The 20,052-nt window shown below is 62.7% G+C and carries 18 protein-coding genes and 2 pseudogenes; 15 read left to right on the forward strand and 5 right to left on the reverse strand.

Going from position 1 to position 20,052, the window contains the following annotated elements; translation table 11 throughout:
* Window positions 1-123: 123 nt before the first annotated feature.
* The 4 genes from F467_RS0112985 to trxB form a co-directional block, all read right to left on the reverse strand.
* Window positions 124-798, reverse strand: coding sequence for a hypothetical protein (locus F467_RS0112985; RefSeq protein WP_018137609.1), 675 nt, complete (start codon window positions 796-798; stop codon window positions 124-126).
* 384 nt (window positions 799-1,182) lie between these two features.
* Window positions 1,183-1,938: a leucyl/phenylalanyl-tRNA--protein transferase gene (gene aat / locus F467_RS0112990; protein ID WP_018994349.1), complete on the reverse strand. Its 756-nt coding sequence runs from the start codon at window positions 1,936-1,938 to the stop codon at window positions 1,183-1,185.
* A 228-nt stretch (window positions 1,939-2,166) separates the two neighbouring features.
* On the reverse strand, window positions 2,167-3,387 hold the full coding sequence (locus F467_RS0112995) for a GNAT family N-acetyltransferase (RefSeq protein ID WP_018137607.1): 1,221 nt from the start codon (window positions 3,385-3,387) through the stop codon (window positions 2,167-2,169).
* Window positions 3,388-3,390: 3 nt separating this feature from the next.
* On the reverse strand, window positions 3,391-4,503 hold the full coding sequence (gene trxB / locus F467_RS0113000) for a thioredoxin-disulfide reductase (protein WP_018137606.1): 1,113 nt from the start codon (window positions 4,501-4,503) through the stop codon (window positions 3,391-3,393).
* 451 nt (window positions 4,504-4,954) lie between these two features.
* Between trxB and F467_RS0113005 the strand changes: the two genes are divergently transcribed.
* The 15 genes and pseudogenes from F467_RS0113005 to F467_RS0113050 all read left to right on the forward strand — a co-directional run bounded on the left by F467_RS0113005 (window position 4,955) and on the right by F467_RS0113050 (window position 19,565).
* Entirely contained in the window at window positions 4,955-7,849 is a 2,895-nt protein-coding gene (locus F467_RS0113005) for a ribonucleoside-diphosphate reductase subunit alpha (RefSeq protein ID WP_018137605.1), read from the forward strand.
* Between the two features lie 108 nt (window positions 7,850-7,957).
* A complete protein-coding gene (locus F467_RS0113010) occupies window positions 7,958-9,196 on the forward strand; it encodes a ribonucleotide-diphosphate reductase subunit beta (protein WP_018137604.1) in 1,239 nt (412 codons plus the stop codon).
* A 238-nt stretch (window positions 9,197-9,434) separates the two neighbouring features.
* On the forward strand, window positions 9,435-9,869 hold the full coding sequence (locus F467_RS13700; protein ID WP_155987363.1) for a hypothetical protein: 435 nt from the start codon (window positions 9,435-9,437) through the stop codon (window positions 9,867-9,869).
* Window positions 9,866-10,228 (forward strand): hypothetical protein, encoded by a 363-nt coding sequence (locus F467_RS13705; RefSeq protein WP_155987362.1) that lies wholly within the window; start codon window positions 9,866-9,868, stop codon window positions 10,226-10,228. The genes F467_RS13700 and F467_RS13705 overlap by 4 nt, the downstream gene beginning before the upstream one ends.
* A 211-nt stretch (window positions 10,229-10,439) precedes the next feature.
* Window positions 10,440-11,672 carry a hypothetical protein gene (locus tag F467_RS0113015; RefSeq protein ID WP_018137603.1) on the forward strand — a complete coding sequence of 411 codons (1,233 nt, stop codon included), beginning with the start codon at window positions 10,440-10,442 and terminating at the stop codon, window positions 11,670-11,672.
* Between the two features lie 198 nt (window positions 11,673-11,870).
* Window positions 11,871-12,062, forward strand: a pseudogene (locus tag F467_RS13615) (transposase); the annotation flags it as partial.
* Window positions 12,063-12,375: 313 nt separating this feature from the next.
* Window positions 12,376-12,453, forward strand: a pseudogene (locus F467_RS13930) (transposase); the annotation flags it as partial.
* Between the two features lie 279 nt (window positions 12,454-12,732).
* Window positions 12,733-13,758 carry a transposase gene (locus tag F467_RS0113020; RefSeq protein ID WP_018875217.1) on the forward strand — a complete coding sequence of 342 codons (1,026 nt, stop codon included), beginning with the start codon at window positions 12,733-12,735 and terminating at the stop codon, window positions 13,756-13,758.
* 33 nt (window positions 13,759-13,791) lie between these two features.
* Complete coding sequence (locus tag F467_RS13625) at window positions 13,792-13,977, forward strand: DUF4160 domain-containing protein (RefSeq protein WP_081617395.1); 186 nt, start codon at window positions 13,792-13,794, stop codon at window positions 13,975-13,977.
* Window positions 13,978-14,036: 59 nt separating this feature from the next.
* Window positions 14,037-15,062 (forward strand): transposase, encoded by a 1,026-nt coding sequence (locus tag F467_RS0113025; protein WP_018875218.1) that lies wholly within the window; start codon window positions 14,037-14,039, stop codon window positions 15,060-15,062.
* A gap of 105 nt (window positions 15,063-15,167) precedes the next feature.
* The gene (locus F467_RS13850) at window positions 15,168-15,335 is read left to right on the forward strand and encodes a DUF4160 domain-containing protein (protein WP_304412326.1); all 168 of its coding nucleotides are present in this window, start codon (window positions 15,168-15,170) and stop codon (window positions 15,333-15,335) included.
* Window positions 15,307-15,564, forward strand: coding sequence for a DUF2442 domain-containing protein (locus F467_RS0113030; protein WP_018137582.1), 258 nt, complete (start codon window positions 15,307-15,309; stop codon window positions 15,562-15,564). The genes F467_RS13850 and F467_RS0113030 overlap by 29 nt, the downstream gene beginning before the upstream one ends.
* A 178-nt stretch (window positions 15,565-15,742) precedes the next feature.
* The gene (locus F467_RS0113035) at window positions 15,743-16,372 is read left to right on the forward strand and encodes a hypothetical protein (RefSeq protein WP_018137581.1); all 630 of its coding nucleotides are present in this window, start codon (window positions 15,743-15,745) and stop codon (window positions 16,370-16,372) included.
* 179 nt (window positions 16,373-16,551) lie between these two features.
* Window positions 16,552-17,331 (forward strand): nuclease-related domain-containing protein, encoded by a 780-nt coding sequence (locus tag F467_RS0113040; protein ID WP_018137580.1) that lies wholly within the window; start codon window positions 16,552-16,554, stop codon window positions 17,329-17,331.
* Between the two features lie 236 nt (window positions 17,332-17,567).
* On the forward strand, window positions 17,568-19,565 hold the full coding sequence (locus F467_RS0113050; RefSeq protein ID WP_018137579.1) for a S9 family peptidase: 1,998 nt from the start codon (window positions 17,568-17,570) through the stop codon (window positions 19,563-19,565).
* An 86-nt stretch (window positions 19,566-19,651) separates the two neighbouring features.
* On the opposite strand, the gene F467_RS0113055 is transcribed toward F467_RS0113050, so the two are convergent.
* A partial coding sequence (locus tag F467_RS0113055; protein ID WP_018994350.1) for a YqhA family protein occupies window positions 19,652-20,052 on the reverse strand: 401 nt, incomplete at its 5' end.

Consider the following 20,052-nt stretch of genomic DNA (forward strand, 5'->3'; position numbering starts at 1 on the left):
CTGCGAGGAGGCGCAGCCGACGCGGCAGCCTGTCGGGTCTGCCCCAACGTCGGTGCCTGCGTTGGGAGATCGCTTCGCTCGGCTCGCGATGACGGGGGTTGAGCGCGTTCCGTTCGGCTATGGCTACTGCCGGCAGAACGGCCCGAACTGGTAGAAGCGGCGGCAGCGGAACTCGGACTCGCAGCTTTGCAACTGGGAGTCGTAGCGGTTGGCGCGCTGGGCGACCTGGCGCGCGGCCGCCTGGACCTGCGGTTTACTGCGGTAACTGCCGCGGTTATAACCGCCCTGGCCCTCGTGATAGGCGAGGTAGAGGTGCTCGGGGTTGTTCAATGAGACCCCGGTGATGCGCTGGGTGCGCGCGTTGTACCAGCCGATAAAGTCGGTCGCGTGCTTCATGTGCGTGCGCCGTGCCATCCGGCTGCCGGCATCCTCGCGGTATTCGCCCCAGACCGGGTCCTGCGCCTGGGCATAGCCGTAGGCAGAGGAGGGCCGGCGCCACGGGATGACACCGAGCAGGCGTTCGCGATCCGGGCGCACATGGCTGCGGAACGAGGACTCCTGCTGGATGAACGACATCTGCGTGGCGATGGGCGTGCCCCATTCGCGTTCGGAGTCGCGGGCGTAGTCGTACCAGCGCGGCTGCTCGCGGAAGATCTCGCAGATATTGCTCTGATCCGACGGCGGCGATGGCGCCAGCGTCGCACAGCCCGCCGTGATTGCGGCCAGCGCCAGCAGCAGGCCCGCGCGCAGCCCATTGAGCGCCATGGCCCGCCATTCCCCCTGATATGCCTTGCCCACCCGAATCTCCCGTTCGGTTCCCCAATGGCCGGGAGTATAAAGCACCCCCAACGGGGGCCAAGGGTGCGCCGGGTGACGTGCCCGGTTTCGGAGGCTGCCCCGGCCCCTGCGGCGCCTCGCAGTGACGCGCATACAGGTTCCCCGGCCATCCAACATCCCGTCATTGCGTGCATCGCGAAGCAATCTCCCAAGGCAGTCCTCGGCGCCGGGATACCCCCAACCGACTGCCACGTCGGCTGCGCCTCCTCGCAGTGACGGGGGCGGGGGCTGTGGCAGCGGCCTGTGGGAGCGGGCTTGCCCGCGAAGCCCCTGCCCGCGTCGGACTTTGGCAAGAACCATTCGCGGGCAAGCCCGCTCCCACAAGGGGCTTGGGCCACACTTGTGCTACGGGGCGGTGTTCCAGTCAGGGTCGAGTGGGCTCAGGGCAGGATCGACCCGCCAGGGCCCGGGTACTTCGGGCGCGTGCGCGATCTCGCGGATGCGTGCGATGAACTCGCGCCGGGGGAGGGTGATGGCGCCGAGGTTGCGCAGGTGCTCGGTCTCCATCTGCACGTCCACCAGGGGCCAGCCCCAGGCGACGAGGTGGCGGCACAGCCAGGCCAGCGCGATCTTGGAGGCATCACGCTCACGCGAGAACATCGATTCGCCGCAGAACAGCCGACCCACGGCGACGCCATAGAGCCCGCCGATCAGGCGCGGGCCGTCCCAGACCTCCACCGAATGCGCGTGCCCCGTGCGGTGCATCGCGATGTAGGCCTGTTGCATGCTCCCGGTGATCCAGGTGCCCGCGGCGTACTCGCGCGGCCCGGCGCAGGCCTCGATCACCGCCTCGAAGGCGCGATCGAAGCTGACCGTGTAGCCGCGATTGCGGATCGCCTTTTTCAGGCTGCGGTGCATCCGGAAGTGTCCCGGTTCCAGCACCGCGCGCGGGTCCGGGCTCCACCACAGGATCGGCTGCCCGGCCTCGAACCAGGGGAACACGCCGGAGCGATAGGCGTTCAGCAGCCGCGGCACGGAAAGATCGCCGCCGGCCGCGAGCAGGCCATTCGGGTCGCGCAGGGCATGCCCCGGGTCGGGGAACGGCGCCTCCGGGTGCTCGGGGTCCAGCCAGGGCAGCGTGATCTGCGGGCCGCCGGTCATGGGGTGGCGCCCCATCGGCCAGAGCGCTGGCCTCCTACAGGATGGGTCGGGCGTGTGGGGTGATGTAGGAGCGCAGCCCTCTGCGCGATCGGGCGCGGGGATAGCCCCCATCGGCCAGGGGGCTGGCCTCCTACAGGCTGGGCCGGACGTAGGAGCGCAGCCCTCTGCGCGATTGGGCGCGGGGATAGGCCCCATCGGTCAGGGGGCTGGCCTCCTACAGTGGGTGGTTCAGGGGCGGTCATCGTCGGGTTCGACGTGGCGGTAGGGCGAGTGTTCGTGCAGGCGTTCGCACTGGGTGCGCATCAGCTGGGCTTCGCGTTCGCAGAAGTCGCGTACGGGCTGGTCGAAGCCCTCGGTCAGGATCATGTGGGCGGAGTAGGTGGGCGTGGGCAGGAAACCGCGCGGGATTTTGTGCTCGCCCTGGGCGCCGGGCTCGAAGCGGGCCAGGCCTTCGCGGATGCAGAACGCGATGCCCTGGTAGTAGCAGGTCTCGAAGTGCAGGTCGGCCAGCTCCTCGGTGCAGCCCCAGAAGCGCCCGTACAAGGTGTCGTGGCTGCGATAGCAAAGGGCCGCGGCGATGGTCTCGTCGTCCCCCGCCTCGCCGGGTCGCCGGGCCTCGAACAGCACCACCTGGTCGCCCAGCGCCGCCGCCGTCTCCACAAAAAAGGCCTCCGACAGCGTCGGGATGCCCATGTGCTTCTCGAAAGTGTCGACGTAGAAGCGGTGGAAGCGCGCCCAGTCTTCGGGCGAACCGGTGGCCCCGGTCAGCGTGCGGAACTCGATACCGGCCTCGTTGACGCGGCGGCGTTCGCGCTTGATGTTCTTGCGCTTTTTCGAGCTGAGCGCGGCCAGGAAGTCATCGAAGCTTCCGTAGTCCGCATTGCTCCAGTGGTACTGGCAGCCCATGCGTTCGGCCAGCCCCATCTCGCGGGTCACGTCGAGGTCGTCCGCATTCGGGAACAGGATGTTCACGCCCGAGGCGTTCAGTTCGCGCCCGCGGGTGACCAGGGCGCGCACGAGCAGGGTGCGCAGGTGATCAAAGTCCGGCGCCTCCGGATGCACCAGCAGGCGCGGCCCGGTGGCCGGGGTGTAGGGTACGGAGACGACCAGCTTGGGGTAGTAGTTGAGCCCGTGGCGGCTCCACGCGCTCTCCCAGGCGAAGTCGAACACGAACTCGCCGTAGTTGTTGGTTTTGGCGTAGGCCGGCGCGGCCGCGACCAGCTCGTCTTCGCGGAAGATCAGCACATGCTGCGGAAACCACCCGAACTGCCGCCCCAGGCAGCCGTGGCGCTCCAGGCCCTCCAGGAAGGCATGGCGCAGGAACGGCTCGGTGCCGCCGGTCAGGGCATCCCAGGCGGCCGGGTCCACGTCGCCCAGGCCGTCGCGCAGCTCGATGCGCTCGGCCGGATCTTCCGGCGAGGCCGTCCGGGTGTCGCCCTCGGCGCTCACGACTCAGCCGTTCTCTTCGAGGTACTTCTCCGCGTCCAGTGCGGCCATGCAGCCGGTGCCGGCGGAGGTGACCGCCTGGCGGTAGACATGGTCCATCACGTCGCCGGCGGCGAACACGCCCGGTACGGAGGTCGCGGTGGCGTTGCCTTCCAGGCCGCTTTGAACCTTGATGTAGCCGCCTTCCATGTCCAGCTGGCCCTGGAAGATGTCGGTGTTCGGCTTGTGGCCGATCGCGATAAACACGCCCATTAGCTCGACGTCCTTCGTATCGCCGCTTTGCGCATGCTTGATGCGCATGCCGGTCACGCCGGAGTCGTCCCCGAGGATCTCGTCCAGGGTGTGGTTCCACTCGATGGTGACGTTGCCGTTCTTTTCCTTCTCGAACAGCTTGTCCTGCAGGATCTTCTCCGCGCGCAGCGCATCGCGGCGGTGCACCAGCACGACCTCGGAGGCGATGTTGGACAGGTACAGGGCCTCTTCGACCGCGGTGTTGCCGCCGCCGATCACCGCGACCTTCTGGTTGCGGTAGAAGAAGCCGTCGCAGGTGGCGCAGGCGGAGACACCCTTGCCGGCAAAGGTGGTCTCGGACTCCAGCCCCAGATACTGTGCGGAGGCGCCGGTGCAGATGATCAGCGCGTCGCAGGTGTACTCGCCGGAATCGCCGACCAGGCGATAGGGCTTGTCCTTCAGGTGCACCGTGTGGATGTGATCAAAGATCACTTCCGTATCAAAGCGTTCCGCATGCTTTTGCATGCGCTGCATGAGCTCCGGACCCTGCACGCCGTCGTTGTCGCCCGGCCAGTTGTCCACGTCGGTGGTGGTCATCAGCTGGCCGCCTTGCTCCAGGCCCGTGATCACGACCGGGTTCAGGTTTGCGCGTGCGGCGTAGACGGCCGCGGTCCAGCCGGCGGGGCCGGAGCCCAGGATCAGCAGCGGGCAGTGGCGCGGCTGCTTCTCGTCGCCCTTCTTTGTCTTGGGCGCGGTCTCGCCGCCACTGGAGAGCGATACGGCACCCGCGGCCGCCTGAACGGCCCCGGTGGCAACGGCGGCCTTGGGCGCGTCCTTCTTCTCGGCCTTCTTGCTCTTCTTGTCGGATGGGTCCTTGGCGTCGCTCATGCGGTACTCCCTGTCGATTCGATGAATACGGCGGGCGCGGACGGTCGTCCCGGCCGCGCGGAATCTCGTTCGATAAGGCGGGGATTATTGGTACCCGGCGGGGCTTTGTCCAACACCGCCACCCCGCGCGAGGGTCCACCCGGAGTCGGCCTTGAGAAGAGCCATCGACGGATACCGATTCGGTAATCGCGGGCCATAAAACATTTTCATGTTCGAGTTTGCTGATAATTGGCCCGAGCGATCACAACAAGGCCGATTTATCCACCACCGGGCGAACGCGCAAAGAATGGCGACAGAGTGCCGGGTTGGCGTTTTTATCCACAGCTTGCCCACGGGTTGTCCGCGGGGTTATTCGGGTGGGAGACACAAGATATTGTGTCTATGCACTTCCGGATCCCCGATCTATAGTACTTCACGTCCATTACCCACAGTTACGCGTGAGGCCGCCACCATGTACAGCGACACCCAGACCGCCGAAGCCCAAGAGGGCATCCAGTACCCGCCGCAAGCCGAGCCGTCGGCCGAGGTCCTGGCCACCAGCCCGGGCCAGCACCAGGTGATCCGCCGTAACGGCAAGGTCACCGGCTTCGACGCCTCGAAGATCGAGGTCGCGGTCACCAAGGCCTTCCTCGCGGTGGAGGGCGGCAATGCCGCGGCCAGCCGTCGCATCCACGACATTTCCAAGGAGGTCGCCGGGCAGGTGGTGGACAGCCTGTTCCGCCGCGCCGGTACCCAGGGCATGACGGTGCACATCGAGGATATTCAGGACCAGGTGGAACTGGCCCTGATGCGCGGCGGCCACCACAAGGTCGCGCGGGCCTATGTGATCTACCGCGAACAGCAGGCGCAAAAGCGCGCCGCCGAGGCCGCCGAGCAGGGTTTGGACGAGCAGGAGATTGCCCCGGCCTTGAACGTGACCCGCGCCGACGGCACCCAGGCCCCGCTGGACGAGGAGCGCCTGCAGGCGGTCGTCGCCGAGGCCTGTGACGGCATCGAGCAGGTCGATGGCGAGAAGATCCTGACCGAGGCGCGTCGTAACCTGTTCGACGGCGTCGCCGAGAAGGACGTCTCCACCGCGCTGGTGATGGCCGCCCGCGTGATGATCGAGAAAGAGCCGAACTACTCCGAGGTCACCGCGCGCCTGCTGATGGACGCGCTGCGCCGCGAGGCCCTGAGCTTCGTGCACGGCCGCCCGGAAGAGGCCACCCAGGCCCAGCTGGCCGAGCGCTACGCCGAGTACTTCGGCGCCTACATCAAGCGCGCCGCCGACCTGGAGCTGGTCGACAGCGAGCTGACCCGCTACAACCTCGACAAGCTGGGCGCGGCGATCAAGCCCGAGCGCGACCTGCAGTTCACCTATCTGGGCCTGCAGACCCTGTACGACCGCTACTTCATCCATAGCGATGGCACCCGCTTCGAGCTGCCGCAGGCGTTCTTCATGCGCGTGGCGATGGGCCTGGCGATCAACGAGATCGACCGCGAGGCGCGCGCGATCGAGTTCTACAACCTGCTGAGCTCGTTCGACTTCATGAGCTCCACGCCGACGCTGTTCAACTCCGGCACCCTGCGCCCGCAGCTCTCCAGCTGCTACCTGACCAGCGTCCCGGACGACCTGGACGGCATCTACAGCGCCATCCGCGACAACGCGCTGCTGTCCAAGTTTGCCGGCGGCCTGGGCAACGACTGGACCCGCGTGCGCGGCATGGGCGCCCACATCAAGGGCACCAACGGCAAGTCCCAGGGCGTCGTCCCGTTCCTGAAGGTCGCCAACGACACCGCCGTGGCCGTGAACCAGGGCGGCAAGCGCAAGGGTGCGGTGTGCGCCTACCTCGAGACCTGGCACATCGATGTCGAGGAGTTCATCGAGCTGCGCAAGAACACCGGCGACGACCGCCGCCGCACCCACGACATGAACAGCGCCAACTGGATCCCGGACCTGTTCATGAAGCGCGTGGCCGAGGACGGCGACTGGACCCTGTTCTCCCCGAACGAGACCCCGGACCTGCACGACCTGGTCGGCGCCGAGTTCGAGAAGCGCTACTGCGAATACGAAGAGAAGGCCGCGCGCGGCGAGCTGCGCGTGCACAAGACCATGAAGGCCGTCGACCTGTGGCGGAAGATGCTCGGCATGCTGTTCGAGACCGGCCATCCGTGGATGACCTTCAAGGACCCGTGTAACCTGCGCAGCCCGCAAAGCCACACCGGCGTGGTCCACAGCTCCAACCTGTGCACCGAGATCACGCTGAACACCTCGGACGACGAGATCGCGGTGTGCAACCTGGGCTCGATCAACCTGGCCGCGCACGTGAACGAGGCGGGCGAGCTGGACCTGCCCAAGCTCGAGCAGACCGTGAACACGGCCATGCGCATGCTCGACAACGTGATCGACTACAACTACTACTCCGTGCCGCAGGCGCGGCGCTCCAACCTGCGCCACCGCCCGGTGGGGCTGGGGGTCATGGGCTTCCAGGACGCGCTCTACAAGCTGCGCGTGCCGTATGCCTCCGAGGCGGCCGTGGAGTTTGCCGACACCTCCATGGAGGCGGTGTCCTACTACGCCATCAAGGCCTCGACCGATCTGGCCGAGGAACGCGGGCGCTACGAGAGCTTCCCCGGCAGCCTGTGGAGCCAGGGCATCCTGCCGATCGACTCGATCGACAAGCTGGCCGAGACCCGCGGCGACTACCTGCAGATGGACACCACCCAGCGCCTGGAGTGGGACAAGCTGCGCAAGCGGGTGAAGAAGGTCGGCATGCGCAACTCCAACACCATGGCGATCGCGCCGACCGCGACCATCTCCAACATCTGCGGGGTCAGCCAGTCGATCGAGCCGACCTACCAGAACCTGTTCGTCAAATCGAACCTGTCCGGCGAGTTCACCGTGATCAACCCGTACCTGGTGCGCGACCTGAAAGACCGCGAGCTGTGGGACGAGGTGATGGTCAACGACCTCAAGTACTACGACGGCTCCGTGCAGCCGCTGGACCGCGTGCCGGAGGACATCAAGGCCCTGTACGCCACCGCGTTCGAGCTGGATACCCGCTGGCTGGTCGAGGCCGCCTCGCGCCGGCAGAAGTGGATCGACCAGGCGCAGAGCCTGAACCTCTACATGGCCGAGCCCTCCGGGCCCAAGCTGGACGCCCTGTACAAGCTGGCCTGGGTGCGCGGCCTGAAGACGACCTACTACCTGCGCTCCATGGGCGCGACCCACGTGGAAAAGAGCACCGTGGCCGACTCCTCGCGCGCCAACAAGCTGAACGCCGTCTCCGGCGGCCAGCAGGCGGCCGAGCCCGAGGCCCCGAAAGCGTGTTCGATCCTCGACCCGGACTGCGAGGCCTGCCAGTAAGGCGGCCCCGCCCACGGGCACCGAATACGCACCACGCACTGATCACAACGCACTGAACAAAAGGCCCGGCCACCGCGCCGGGCCGCCACCGAAAGAAGAGGGGACACTATGCTTTCCTGGGACGATCCGATCGCAGCCATCAAAGGCGAAGGCCAGAAAGAACCCGCCGTCCGCCCCGGCATGGGCTTTCAGGAGAACGAAGCCCTGATGAGCACCGCCGGTGCCGCGCCCAGCGTCTCGCCGGAGCCGGAAAACGCCGGCCAGCCGCTGGCCGAGCCGAACGAAGACGCCCTGACCGGCACCGGTCTGGAAGACCTGGAGATGGGTGCCGAGCGCATTCGCGTCGATGACAAGAAGATCATCAACTGCCACGCGGACCTCAACCAGCTCGTGCCCTTCAAGTACAAGTGGGCCTGGCAGAAGTACCTGGACGGCTGCGCCAACCACTGGATGCCGCAGGAAATCAACATGAACGCGGACATCGCCCTGTGGAAGGACCCGAACGGTCTGACCGAGGACGAGCGCACCATCGTCAAGCGCAACCTGGGCTTCTTCTCCACCGCCGACTCGCTGGTGGCGAACAACCTGGTGCTGGCCGTGTACCGCCACATCACCAACCCCGAGTGCCGCCAGTACCTGCTGCGCCAGGCCTTCGAGGAGGCGCTGCACACCCACGCCTACCAGTACTGCGTCGAGTCTCTCGGCCTGGACGAGGGTGAGATCTTCAACATGTACCGCGAGGTGCCCTCCGTGGCCACCAAGGCCGAGTGGGCGCTGCCGTTCACCAAGCACCTGGCGGACCCGAACTTCCGCACCGGCACGCCGGAGGCGGACCAGAAGCTGCTGCGCGAACTGATCGCCTTCTACGTCGTGTTCGAGGGCATCTTCTTCTACGTTGGCTTCGTGCAGATCCTCTCCATGGGCCGGCGCAACAAGATGACCGGCGTGGCCGAGCAGTTCCAGTACATCCTGCGTGACGAGTCCATGCACATGAACTTCGGCATCGACGTGATCAACCAGATCAAGCTCGAGAACCCGCATCTGTGGACCGAAGACTTCAAGAACGAGATGCGCACCCTGATCTCGGATGCCGTCGAGCTGGAGGCGCAGTACGCCCGTGACACCATGCCGCGTGGCGTGCTCGGCATGAACGCCCAGATGTTCGAGGAATACCTGCACTTCATCGCCAACCGCCGCTGTGCGCAGATCGGCCTGGCCGAGCTGTACCCCGGCGCCGACAACCCGTTCCCCTGGATGAGCGAGGTGCTCGATCTGAAGAAGGAGAAGAACTTCTTTGAGACGCGGGTTACCGAGTATCAGACGGGTGGGGCGTTGAGCTGGGATTGAGGCGGCGAGGCCGAGATCCAGCGAAGCGGAGCCAGGGAAATGGCCGTGAAGCAACAGAAGAGGGCGCCGCAAGATGGCGCTCTTTTTTGTGCCGTCGTTTCGGACATGAGGGGCAAAAGACAAGGTCGGACCCCGGTGCCGGAGCGACTGAACACGCGCGCACGTTTACTTCATATCCGTGCGCGCTATCCAATCATTGTTAAAATCAAATGCTGCCCGTTACTCAGCAGGATTGAATATGGCAATAGATGATACGCAGGATATAGATTCAGCTTCGGTTGGTAACGAAGACGGACCGACGACCCGAAAGAAAAAAACGTTGCGAAGGTCGCTTTCTGCGGCCAGGAGGGAGCTGAGTGACGACGAATTAGGTTCCTCAGCTGTTCAAAAGCTTCTGATCGACGAGGTAGAGAGGTTAGAAGAAGAGAATCAAGACCTCGACTATTACAGGGAGCAGTTTCACGACGCTGACAAAAAAGCCTCAATCTTTGAGGAGCGGCACAGAAGAGTTCTATCGCAAGAAATTATTTCCAACGGCTGCCTTGTTGTCGGGGCAGCCGCATTAGGGTACGTCCCTTCTTTATCCAAGGATTTCACCACCGCAGCTATCGTCGCAGTTTTTGGCGGAATTTTAGTCGTTGCAGGAATTTGGGCTAAGGTGGTTCGCTTATGAGTGCAAGAATTATCGCAATAAAGGAGTCAGGTGATATCTCCAATGAAAGAGTCGTTGCTAGAGTTAAAGGCAGTATAGACATTGGAACTTACGTGCTACTTGCTACGAAGTATGAGGGCGATTCGGTGACAAATGAGGTAGAGAGCGCGTATTGGTTCCCTGATAAAGAAGTATCTGAGGGAGATCTCGTCGTCCTTTACACTAAAAGTGGTGGTGATAAATCTCGAAAAAACAAAAATGGAAGTAGAACACACTTTTTCTATTGGGGAAAAGATAAAGCAGTCTGGGGGCGCTCAGATAGGGCCGCGGTTCTTATCCAATCAAGAAGTTGGCAAGGGTTTACTCCAGAGGACTTTTAAAAACGCCAGTCACGGACACGTCTACTGCATTGCGGCTTCGCCTCCATTCCGTAGCCGCGCGTGCTAAGCGGCGTGAGGCCGTCTATGGGAGAAGTAATGGAGTCAACCGCGGAGCGATTACTCGAGGGCATTAAGGGCGCTTCTCGGCCTGCTTCGTGTTTATGCGCTTGCTGCCAGTAACCTTTCATGCTGAATACAACTAGAGGAATCCATGCCGATCAAGTGGAAGACTCGCACTGGACTGAATCCGCAGGCTATTCTCGATAAAATCGAGCTCGCCAAATCGGTAAACGCTGATGGGCGAGTGTCCTACTCGGCGTTCGATTACCATGAGGCATATGCGTCGTTGTTCTCTATGCTCGATGTACCGCCTGCGATCGCGAACGAGCTCAACGTGGATTCTCTTGTTTCCAAAGGGCTTGGCGAAGCCGCACGCGCCGGCGTGTTGACAGTGGAAAGCGTTGAGAAGTGTTTGAATGAGACTGCTCGAAGCGAGCTTTCTACACCCGAGAGACAGTACGCACTGCTTACGTCTCTGTCCATTGGTAACGGTATACCCTTCAGGCAGCTTGATGTCGAGTCAGCGCGCCTTCGCGTTGTGGATGGCCCTTATCCCAAGAAGTATGCTTCTCGGGACGACGTGATAAGAAAGGGGGGTCGGGGGTATCTGAAGCACAGTGGGTACACTAATATAATTGTCTCCACAAAGGCGAAGTCAATTCATGGCGCGGCGTCGAAGGCACTTAACTCCCTAGACTTGGCCAGAGCTGTGCTTTCTATGTTCTCGAACTCCGGAATGGAGTTGATGGGAGACTCTTATGCGCCCATAAATAAGATCCGACTTGGACAGGTTCATACGCTGCACTATGCCTCGGGGAAGGCTGCTACGGAATTGTTCTGGTTTGAGCCGAATTTTTTTGAGACGCGAGCCTTTAGGCACAGAAGTCCGGACGTGCTAAAGAGGAACTTTGACCGATGTCTGGCGCAGCTGTCCAAGTGTCGTTACCGTGAGACGCTTGTAGATAGCTTGCTTCGCTATGTGCGCGCTCTTGATGAAAAGGATCACAACTCCGCAGCGATCAGAATGTGGGGTGCACTGGAAACATTGGCGTCTCCGGGTGATGCGCGCTATGACCGGATCGTTAAGCGTTGCTCTTTCCTTTTTGATGAGGCGGAATATCACACTCAGGTACTTGAGCATCTTCGGGAGTTTCGAAATCGGAGTGTTCACTCCGGAGACCAGAGCGATAGGGCAAAGACCTTCTGTTATCAAATGCAGTTTTATCTTCGCCAGCTGGTGTTTTTTCATCTAAGTCACGCTGGCGATTTCGGAACGCTTGAAGAAGCAAATGAATTTCTAGATCTTCCGGCAGATGAAGAGACTCTGTTAAAGAGGAAGGAGCAGTTGGGAAAGGCACTCAAGTTCCGTCAGGTTGAAGCCTGACATGTCGCTCCGCCCGACGGCGCAGCCGCGCCTGGAAGAAGAAGGGAGAAGAGGACACCCATGAGTTCTAACAGGAGCTATGGGGTCAGACCTTGCCTTTTGCAAAGAGCGCAGAAGAGGACACCCATGATGTCTTGACCGTCTGAGGCGGGCTGTCTAGGTTTCAGGGGGAGTGCATGGACCAGGGAGGGTCCGGAGATGACGCGAGCCAGGAAGGAGCTCGTCTCGGTGGAGACGACGCCGTATTACCACTGTATTTGTCGCTGTGTTCGCCGCGCGTTCCTGTGTGGCGAGGATTCCTATTCGAGCAAGAACTACGAGCACCGGCGCGGCTGGGTGCTCGAGCGCCTGCGCGAGCTGCAGGGCGTGTTCGCGGTGGATGTGTGCGCACCATTGAAGAAAAGGACACCCATGATTTCTTGTTGGCGCAAGATAGGAGCGAAGAAGAGGAAACATCATGATGTCTGTTTTCTGAGTTGCATCGTTACGTCGAATCACGTGCACCTGCTAGTGTGTGAGGGAGGAAGAGGACACCCATGATTTCTTGACGGTCTGAGGTGGGCTGTCTAGGTTTCAGGGGAGTGCATGGACCAGGGAGGGTCCGGAGAAAAAGCGAAAGAAGAGGACACCCATGATTTCTTGACGGTCTGGGGCGGGGTGTCTAGGTTTGAGCGGGAGTGCATGGACCAGGGAGGGTCCGGAGATGACGCGAGCCAGGAAGGAGCTCGTCTCGGTCGAGACGACGCCGTATTACCACTGTATTTGTCGCTGTGTTCGCCGCGGGGACAAAGAAGAGGACACCCATGATTTCTTGAAGTCCAATAACGGGGTCGGACCACGGTAACCCTCGGAAAGAGCAGAGGAAGGACAAAGAAGAGCACACCCATGATTTCTTGACGGTCTGAGGCGGGCTGTCTAGGTTTCAGGGGGAGTGCATGGACCAGGGAGGGTCCGGAGATGACGCGCAGCGAGAAAGAAGAGGACACCCAAGATTTCTTGACGGTCTGAGGCGGGCTGTCTAGGTTTCAGGGGGAGTGTATGGACCAGGGAGGGTCCGGAGATGACGCGAGCCAGGAAGGAGCTCGTCTCGGTCGAGACGACGCCGTATTACCACTGTATTTGTCGCTGTGTTCGCCGCGCGTTCCTGTGTGGCGAGGATTCCTATTCGGGCAAGAACTACGAGCACCGGCGCGGCTGGGTGCTGGAGCGCCTGCGTGAGCTGCAGGGCGTGTTCGCGGTGGACGTGTGCGCGTATGCGGTGATGTCGAACCACTATCACCTGGTGGTGCGACTGGATTCGGATCGGGCGGCGGCCTGGAGCGAAGACGAGGTGATGGAGCGCTGGGAGCGGCTGTTTTCGCTGCCGGTGCTGGTAGCCCGCTATCGGGCGGGGCAGACGAAGACGGTCGCGGAGCGCGAGCGGGCGCAGGTGCAGATTGCCGAGTGGCGGGCGCGGCTGCAGGATCTGTCCTGGTTTATGCGCAGCCTGAACGAACATCTGGCGCGGCGGGCGAATGCGGAGGATGGCTGTAAGGGCCGCTTCTGGGAAGGCCGCTACAAGAGCCAGGCGCTGCTGGACGATGCGGCGGTGCTGACCTGCATGAGCTACGTGGATCTGAACCCGGTGCGCGCCGGGATGGCGGATACGCCCGAGGCCTCCGATTTCACCTCGATCCAGCAGCGCATCCGGGCACTGGCTCGTAAGGATCAGGGGCATGAAGGTCCGGCGGGTGAGGGAGACGAGCCTCGCCTGACCGTATTGGGGCGGGAAGGCGACGATCCACATGGCAATGCGGTGGCCTTTACTACGGAGGACTACCTGGAACTGGTGGACTGGACCGGGCGCGCGATCCGCGAGGACAAGCCCGGGGCTATCCCGGAATCCATTCCGCCGATCCTGGAACGTCTGCGAATCGATCCAGTGCATTTCCTGCGGCATGTTGGAAGGGGGCAGAGGTCGCACCATGTAGCGGCCCTGGGCCACGTGGAGCGTTTTCGCGAGGCGGTGAAGCAGCTCGGCCGTTGCAGCATCAAGGGTGTGGGGATATCGGTTCGGATGTTTCTGGCCCCAGCCGGTTGTCGCTGAACCTGTCCGGTTTCAGGGGAGGCGTGGAGGCCGATGGTGTTAAGGGACGGGACCTACCGCTTCTACTGGTTTAGCCATGAGCCGGACGAGCCGCCGCATGTGCATGTGGAGCGTAGAAAGTGCTCGGCCAAGTTCTGGTTGCGCCGCGTGGCACTGGCGCGGAATATGGGGTTTCCGACGCACGAATTGCGAAAGAAGAGGACACCCATGATTTCTTGACGGTCTGAGGCGGGCTGTCTAGGTTTCAGGGGAGTGCATGGACCAGGGAGGGTCCAAAGATGACGCGAGCCAGGAAGGAGCTCGTCTCGGTCGAGACGACGCCGTATTACCACTGTATTTGTCGCTGTGTTCGCCGCGCGTTCCTGTGTGGCGAGGATTCCTATTCGGGCAAGAACTACGAGCACCGGCGAGGCTGGGTGCTGGAGCGCCTGCGCGAGCTGCAGGGTGTGTTTGCCGTGGACGTGTGTGCGTACGCGGTGATGTCGAACCACTATCACCTGGTGGTGCGGCTGGATTTGGATCGCGCGGCGGCTTGGAGCGAAGACGAGGTGATGGAGCGCTGGGAGCGGCTGTTTTCGCTGCCGGTGCTGGTAGCCCGCTATCGGGCGGGGCAGATGAAGACGGCGGCGGAACGCGAGCGGGCGCAGCTGCTGGTTACCGAATGGCGGGATCGGCTGCAGGACCTGTCCTGGTTCATGCGCAGCCTGAACGAACACCTGGCGCGGCGGGCGAATGCGGAGGATGGCTGCAAGGGCCGGTTCTGGGAAGGTCGGTACAAGAGCCAGGCGCTGCTGGACGACGCGGCGGTGCTGACCTGCATGAGCTACGTGGATCTGAACCCGGTGCGCGCCGGGATGGCGGATACGCCCGAGGCTTCCGATTTCACGTCGATCCAGCAGCGTATTCGGGCACTGGCTCGTAAGGATCAGGGGCATGAAGGTCCGGCGTGCGAGGGAGACGAGCCTCGCCTGACGGTATTGGGGCGGGAAGGCGACGATCCGCATGGCAATGCGGTGGTGTTTACCACGGAGGACTACCTGGAGCTGGTGGACTGGACCGGGCGCGCGATCCGCGAGGACAAGCGCGGGGCGATCCCGGAATCCATTCCGCCGATCCTGGAACGCCTGCGGATCGATCCAGTGCATTTCCTGCGCCATGTCGGAAGGGGGCAGAGGTCGCACCATGTAGCGGCCCTGGGCCACGTCGAGCGTTTTCGCGAGGCGGTGAAGCAGCTCGGCCGTCGCAGCATCAAGGGTGTGGGGATATCGGGCCGGATGTTTCTGGCGCCAGCCGGTTGTCGCTGAACCATTTCGGTTTCAGGGGAGGCGCGGATGCCGACGGTGTTCAGGGGTGGACCCTACCGCTTCTACTGGTTCAGCCATTAGCCGGACGAGCCGCCGTATGTGCATGTGGACCGTGGAAAGTGCTCGGCCAAGTTCCGGTTGCGCCGTGTGGCACTGGCGCGGAATATGGGGTTTCCGGCGCACGAATTGCGGCGGATTCGGGGGGTTGTCGAGGGTCGGCAGCCGGAGCGGTTGGAGGCTTGGAATGAGTTCTTTGGCCACGAACGCGGATGAGCGTGCTGCGTCGGTGGATTTCACCGAGCATGACTTGGTGGTTGGCCTGATGGATGGCCGCCGAATCTCGGTTCCGCTGGAGTGGTACCCACGCCTCGCGCACGCAACGCCCGCTCAGCTACGGATCTGGGAGATCTCCGCCGGAGGCTACGGAATTCACTGGCCAGAGCTCGACGAGGACCTGAGCACCGAAGGGCTGTTGCGGGGCGCACCTGCTCCCGCTCGTTAAAGCTTTTTAAACCTGAGGACGACTTTCACGGCTTTTTGTCACTGCGCGAGGACGCGCCCCCGGATCGATCACGGGGCTGGCTGAGAGAAGGAGTTGTGGGCTCGGCTTCTGTCCCTGGATTAATAGGCCTGATCGGACTCGGGCCAATAGTAGTGATAAGCGACGCATGGAGGCGCGCATGGTTTTACTGATTCTGTATATCCCCGCAGTGCTGGTCGCACTGGGAATCCTGTTTATGTCCAGGCGCGCCGCACTGGGGCCTCGGCTGGGGTACGCCCTTGCCACACTGATTCTCCCTGTCGTGGTGCTCTTTGTGACCTGGGCCATCGCGGGTGGCGACCTGTCGTTGGGGATGGTGCTGATCGCCGTGTTGCTGAGCTTTTTGGTCGTTCCGGCCGGTCTTGGGGGGATGTTCCTGCGGCGATACCCGTCCGCATCGCCAACGCAGGAGACGAATGTGACTCCGGGTCCGGATCCACGGGTGACCGACATTGCGGGGCACGAGTCCGAGTCGTCTCCAAGTAACGATGCGGCTCCGGGACAGGACGACCGGTCGCGGGCGATGCGGCTTGCCGCCCTGGTGCATGCGCCCGGTGCGGTGTTGCTGGGACTCGGCCTCGCAGAACGACTCGGAAATTCGGATCCGATCCTGCCGTGGTTCGAGAACGGCTGGGTGGTCGATGGCATGTTGCTATTGGGGGTGGTGCTGATCGCGATCTCCACGCGGATGATTCTCGCCACGATGTTCGGCCCGTCCTCCAAGGCACGAGATTCGGGGAGCCTGGGCCGCCGGAATCCACGCCTCTGATTCGTTGCGAAGGCACAAAGACGATCTCGATCCGCTCCGGGGTAAAACCCGTGAAGAGCTTAGTGCCGGTGGGTTGCCCCGAGGTGCGACCGATCCCGCTCGCTTAACTGATATCAAAGCCATATCCTGACCCCGCTCAGCCGGCGATGCGGGCTCCCGGGAACGGAAAGGAGGGCGGGATGGATATCGATCTGGGGGCAGCCTTCATAAACGGGGCTCTGCAATTCTGGTGGGCCTGGATGCTTGCGGCGCTGGTTGCAGTTGCTCGGTTCCCGAAGGTGAAGGGCTGGCTTGGCGAGCTGTGGGTTCGTCTGATTCTGGCGGTTGGCCTGGACGGCAAGTCGGGCCGCGTGGTTCACGACGTTATGCTTCAGACCGCGGACGGGACCACGCAGATCGATCATGTGCTGGTGTCGCGGTTCGGGGTGTTCGTCATCGAGACGAAGAATATGCGGGGCTGGATCTTCGGGAGTGAGCGTCAGGCCCAGTGGACACAGAAGATCTACCGCCGGTCGTTGCGTTTCCAGAATCCATTGCGCCAGAACTATCGCCATGAACGCGCGGTAGCCGAGGCGCTGGGGGTAGACCCGGAGCAGATTCACTCGGTAGTGGTTTTCGTCGGTGGCAGCACCTTCAAGACACGGATGCCGGACAACGTGGTCCATGGGCTGGGGCTGGTGAGCTACATCCGCTCATTCCGGGATGAGGTGTGGAGCGAAGACGAGGTCCACGCCATGCTCGCAACGCTGGAGAATTGCGGACTCGAGCGTTCGCGGCAGACGCGCAGGGCACACGTGGAGGGTTTGCGTGAGCGACACGCGGCGCCGGTTACCCCGGACTGCCCGAAATGCGGCAGTACCATGGTGCGGCGCAAGGCGCGCAAGGGAACCCGGGTCGGCCAGGAGTTCTGGGGCTGTTCGCAATACCCGGCGTGTCGCGAGACAAGGGCCTTGCAGTAGAGCCAAGCGGGGACGGTTGATCGGAGCCCCGGCTGGGAACGAAAAGCGGACACCCGGTACTTCCTGGCCGTGTCAGTACGGCACGTGCTCCCATTCGTCCCGTGCGCGCAGCAGTGTGGGGTCGAAACGGCAGCCGATGCGCCGGTCCACCTGGTCCATGTGGGCTGACAGAAGAAGAGGACACCCATGACTCGTTGCGGCAAACTCGGGCGCATTCCTTGTCCTTCGAGGGTTCCATGGCCCGAACACTGTTGCTGATCGTCCTCTTTGGCACGTCGTCGGTATGGGCGGAGTCGCCGGAGCCGATGGTCCCCGCAGACTATTATGATTTCGTGTTCGCGAGCGACCCTCGGCTTTCGCCGGATGCTACCCGCGTCGCCTTCGTGCGTAGTCACGTGGACGATGAACGCCGCAATCGGGAATCAAACATCTGGGTGGTGCCGGCCGATGGCTCGGAATCGGCACGGCAGTTCACCCAGGGTGATTCCGATCGGCGTCCCCGTTTTTCTCCCGATGGGCGGCAAATGGCCTTTCTGAGGACCGTCGACGAGGACGCCCAGATCCATCTGATGCCTGTTGACGGTGGTGAAGCCCATGCCATCACCGAGATTCAACAGGGCAGTATCTCGGACTTTGCATGGCTGCCCGATGGTCAACACCTGATCGTCACCCTGACCATCGACCCGGCCGTCGAAGATCCCGCGCAGGAAGAGCAGGGGGATGATGCACCGCAGGCGGATGTGAAGGTCTACTCGCGCGCGCTCAGCCGTCGTGAGTCGCAGGGTTGGCTGGATGAGAGCCGCCGCACCTTGTGGTTGCTGGATTCGGCAAGCGGCGAGCTCGAGCGTCTGGCAGGAGACCCTGAGTGGAACTACAACAACCCGACGGTTTCACCGGATGGCCGCTTCCTGGCGTTCAATGCCGATCGCAGCGGCGGCGAGTACGACGGCAGCTTCAATCAGGACGTCTACCTGCTCGACCTTGAAAGCCGTGAGGAACGCAAGCTGGCCGCGCCCGACGGGCGTGCCACCGATCCACTGTTCTCGCCCGACGGGCGCCAGGTCGCCTTCCTCTATCAGTCCGACCGCTTTCGTCCCGTGGAGGTGCACCGCATCGGGATCGGCAACGACGACCACAAGGTACTGCACGATGGCATGGAGTTCTCCGTCACGCAGGCCTGGTGGCCCGAGGGGTTCGATCGTCCCCTGGTGTGGGCGGACTTCCGCGGCAGCCGCCCACTGATGCGCTTGGAAGCCGATGGTGACAGCGAGGTGGTCCTCGGTGACGAAGCCGCTCTCGGCGATATCGACTTTGCCGCCGACGGCGGGTCTCTGGCCCTGCTGGTCGAAGACGAGACCCAGATGCCGGAGGTGCACGTCGCCGACAGCGACGGGTTTGAGTCGCGCCGCCTGACGGGGTTCAACGACGCCCTGCTGGAGTCGCGTTACCGGACCGAGCTGGAACGCTTCAGCTACGAGGTCGAGGACGGCCGTACGGTGGATGCGTTCCTGCTGCGGCCCAAAGGATTCGACGCCGGCGATGACTGGCCACTGGTACTGAACATTCGTGGCGGCCCGGCGCATATGTGGGGTCATCGCTGGTTCCACGAGTTTCAGATGATCGCGGGCGCGGGCTACGCGATGCTGTTCACCAACTATCGGGGTTCGACCGGCTATGGCCACGAGTTCCAGGCCTCGGTGTACCAGGACTACGGTGGTGTCGACTATCGCGACAACATGCGGGCCCTGGACGCGGCGCTGGAGCGCTTCGACTGGATTGACGAGGAGCGCCTGTTTCTGACCGGCGGCAGCCATGGCGGCTTCCTGACCAACTGGATCACCACGCAGACCGATCGCTTCCGCGCGGCGGTCACCCAGCGCAGTGTCTCCAACTGGATCTCCGAGGCCGGCACTCAGGACTACGTGCCGGCACGGATGAATGCCGAGTTTGGCGGTACGATCTGGGCGAACTACGACTATTACTGGGGACGTTCACCGCTCAAGTACGCCGACCAGGTGAATACGCCGACGCTGATCATCCATTCTAGCGATGACCGGATCACACCGATCGGACAGGGCCAGGAGTGGTTCTACGCGCTGCTCAATAACGACGTGGAGACCGAGCTGGCCGTATTCGATGGCGAAGGCCACAACCTGTCCCGGGACGGCACCCCGGTGAATCTGGTCAAGCGCCTGGAACTCATCCTCGAGTGGTTTAAGCGCCATGAACCGTGAGCCGCAGTGCCAGGTATTGATTGCGGGAGAGAAGGAGAGAAGAGGACACCCATAATTTTCCCTGCACGGTTAAAGCGCTGGGTGAGTCAGTCCCCGGCATGGGTCATGTTACGGAACGCAAACACGGCGCTGGCGATGATCACCGCGATGGCGAGGCCGTAGTAGAGCGTTTCCAGAGATGCGCCAACCTCCACTGCCTGCTCCAGGAAAAGCACCACCAGAATCACGATCGCGACCTGAATGATCGTGACTTTGAGGTCATGGAAATGCCGGATCTCCAACACGGAGAGCAAGCTGCTTTTTCCGCGGGAATCCGGGTTGATGAACAGCCGGAACAAGCCGACCGCGATGATCTGGAAGGTCACGGCGATCAGCAGCATGTCGAGGACCTTGAGGAACCTCACCGCCAGGCTCTTGCCCTCATCGACCGTGCTGGGCACCTGCTGGACAAAATCGACCAAGATATTGAACACAATGAATACGTTGG

This window comes from Thioalkalivibrio sp. ALJ12 (assembly GCF_000378305.1).
Classification (GTDB): Bacteria; Pseudomonadota; Gammaproteobacteria; order Ectothiorhodospirales; family Ectothiorhodospiraceae; genus Thioalkalivibrio.

Bases quoted from the DNA above. Each gene is read 5' to 3' on its own strand.
- F467_RS0113020 (WP_018875217.1), top strand. From the start codon at position 12,733: ATGACGCGAGCCAGGAAGGAGCTCGTCTCGGTCGAGACGACGCCGTAT.
- F467_RS0113005 (WP_018137605.1), top strand. From the start codon at position 4,955: ATGTACAGCGACACCCAGACCGCCGAAGCCCAAGAGGGCATCCAGTAC.
- F467_RS0113030 (WP_018137582.1), top strand. From the start codon at position 15,307: ATGAGTTCTTTGGCCACGAACGCGGATGAGCGTGCTGCGTCGGTGGAT.
- F467_RS0113015 (WP_018137603.1), top strand. From the start codon at position 10,440: ATGCCGATCAAGTGGAAGACTCGCACTGGACTGAATCCGCAGGCTATT.
- F467_RS0113035 (WP_018137581.1), top strand. From the start codon at position 15,743: ATGGTTTTACTGATTCTGTATATCCCCGCAGTGCTGGTCGCACTGGGA.
- F467_RS13625 (WP_081617395.1), top strand. From the start codon at position 13,792: ATGGTGTTAAGGGACGGGACCTACCGCTTCTACTGGTTTAGCCATGAG.
- F467_RS13700 (WP_155987363.1), top strand. From the start codon at position 9,435: ATGGCAATAGATGATACGCAGGATATAGATTCAGCTTCGGTTGGTAAC.
- trxB (WP_018137606.1), bottom strand. From the start codon at position 4,503: ATGAGCGACGCCAAGGACCCATCCGACAAGAAGAGCAAGAAGGCCGAG.
- F467_RS0113040 (WP_018137580.1), top strand. From the start codon at position 16,552: ATGGATATCGATCTGGGGGCAGCCTTCATAAACGGGGCTCTGCAATTC.
- F467_RS13705 (WP_155987362.1), top strand. From the start codon at position 9,866: ATGAGTGCAAGAATTATCGCAATAAAGGAGTCAGGTGATATCTCCAAT.
- F467_RS0113025 (WP_018875218.1), top strand. From the start codon at position 14,037: ATGACGCGAGCCAGGAAGGAGCTCGTCTCGGTCGAGACGACGCCGTAT.
- F467_RS0113010 (WP_018137604.1), top strand. From the start codon at position 7,958: ATGCTTTCCTGGGACGATCCGATCGCAGCCATCAAAGGCGAAGGCCAG.
- aat (WP_018994349.1), bottom strand. From the start codon at position 1,938: ATGACCGGCGGCCCGCAGATCACGCTGCCCTGGCTGGACCCCGAGCAC.
- F467_RS0113050 (WP_018137579.1), top strand. From the start codon at position 17,568: ATGGCCCGAACACTGTTGCTGATCGTCCTCTTTGGCACGTCGTCGGTA.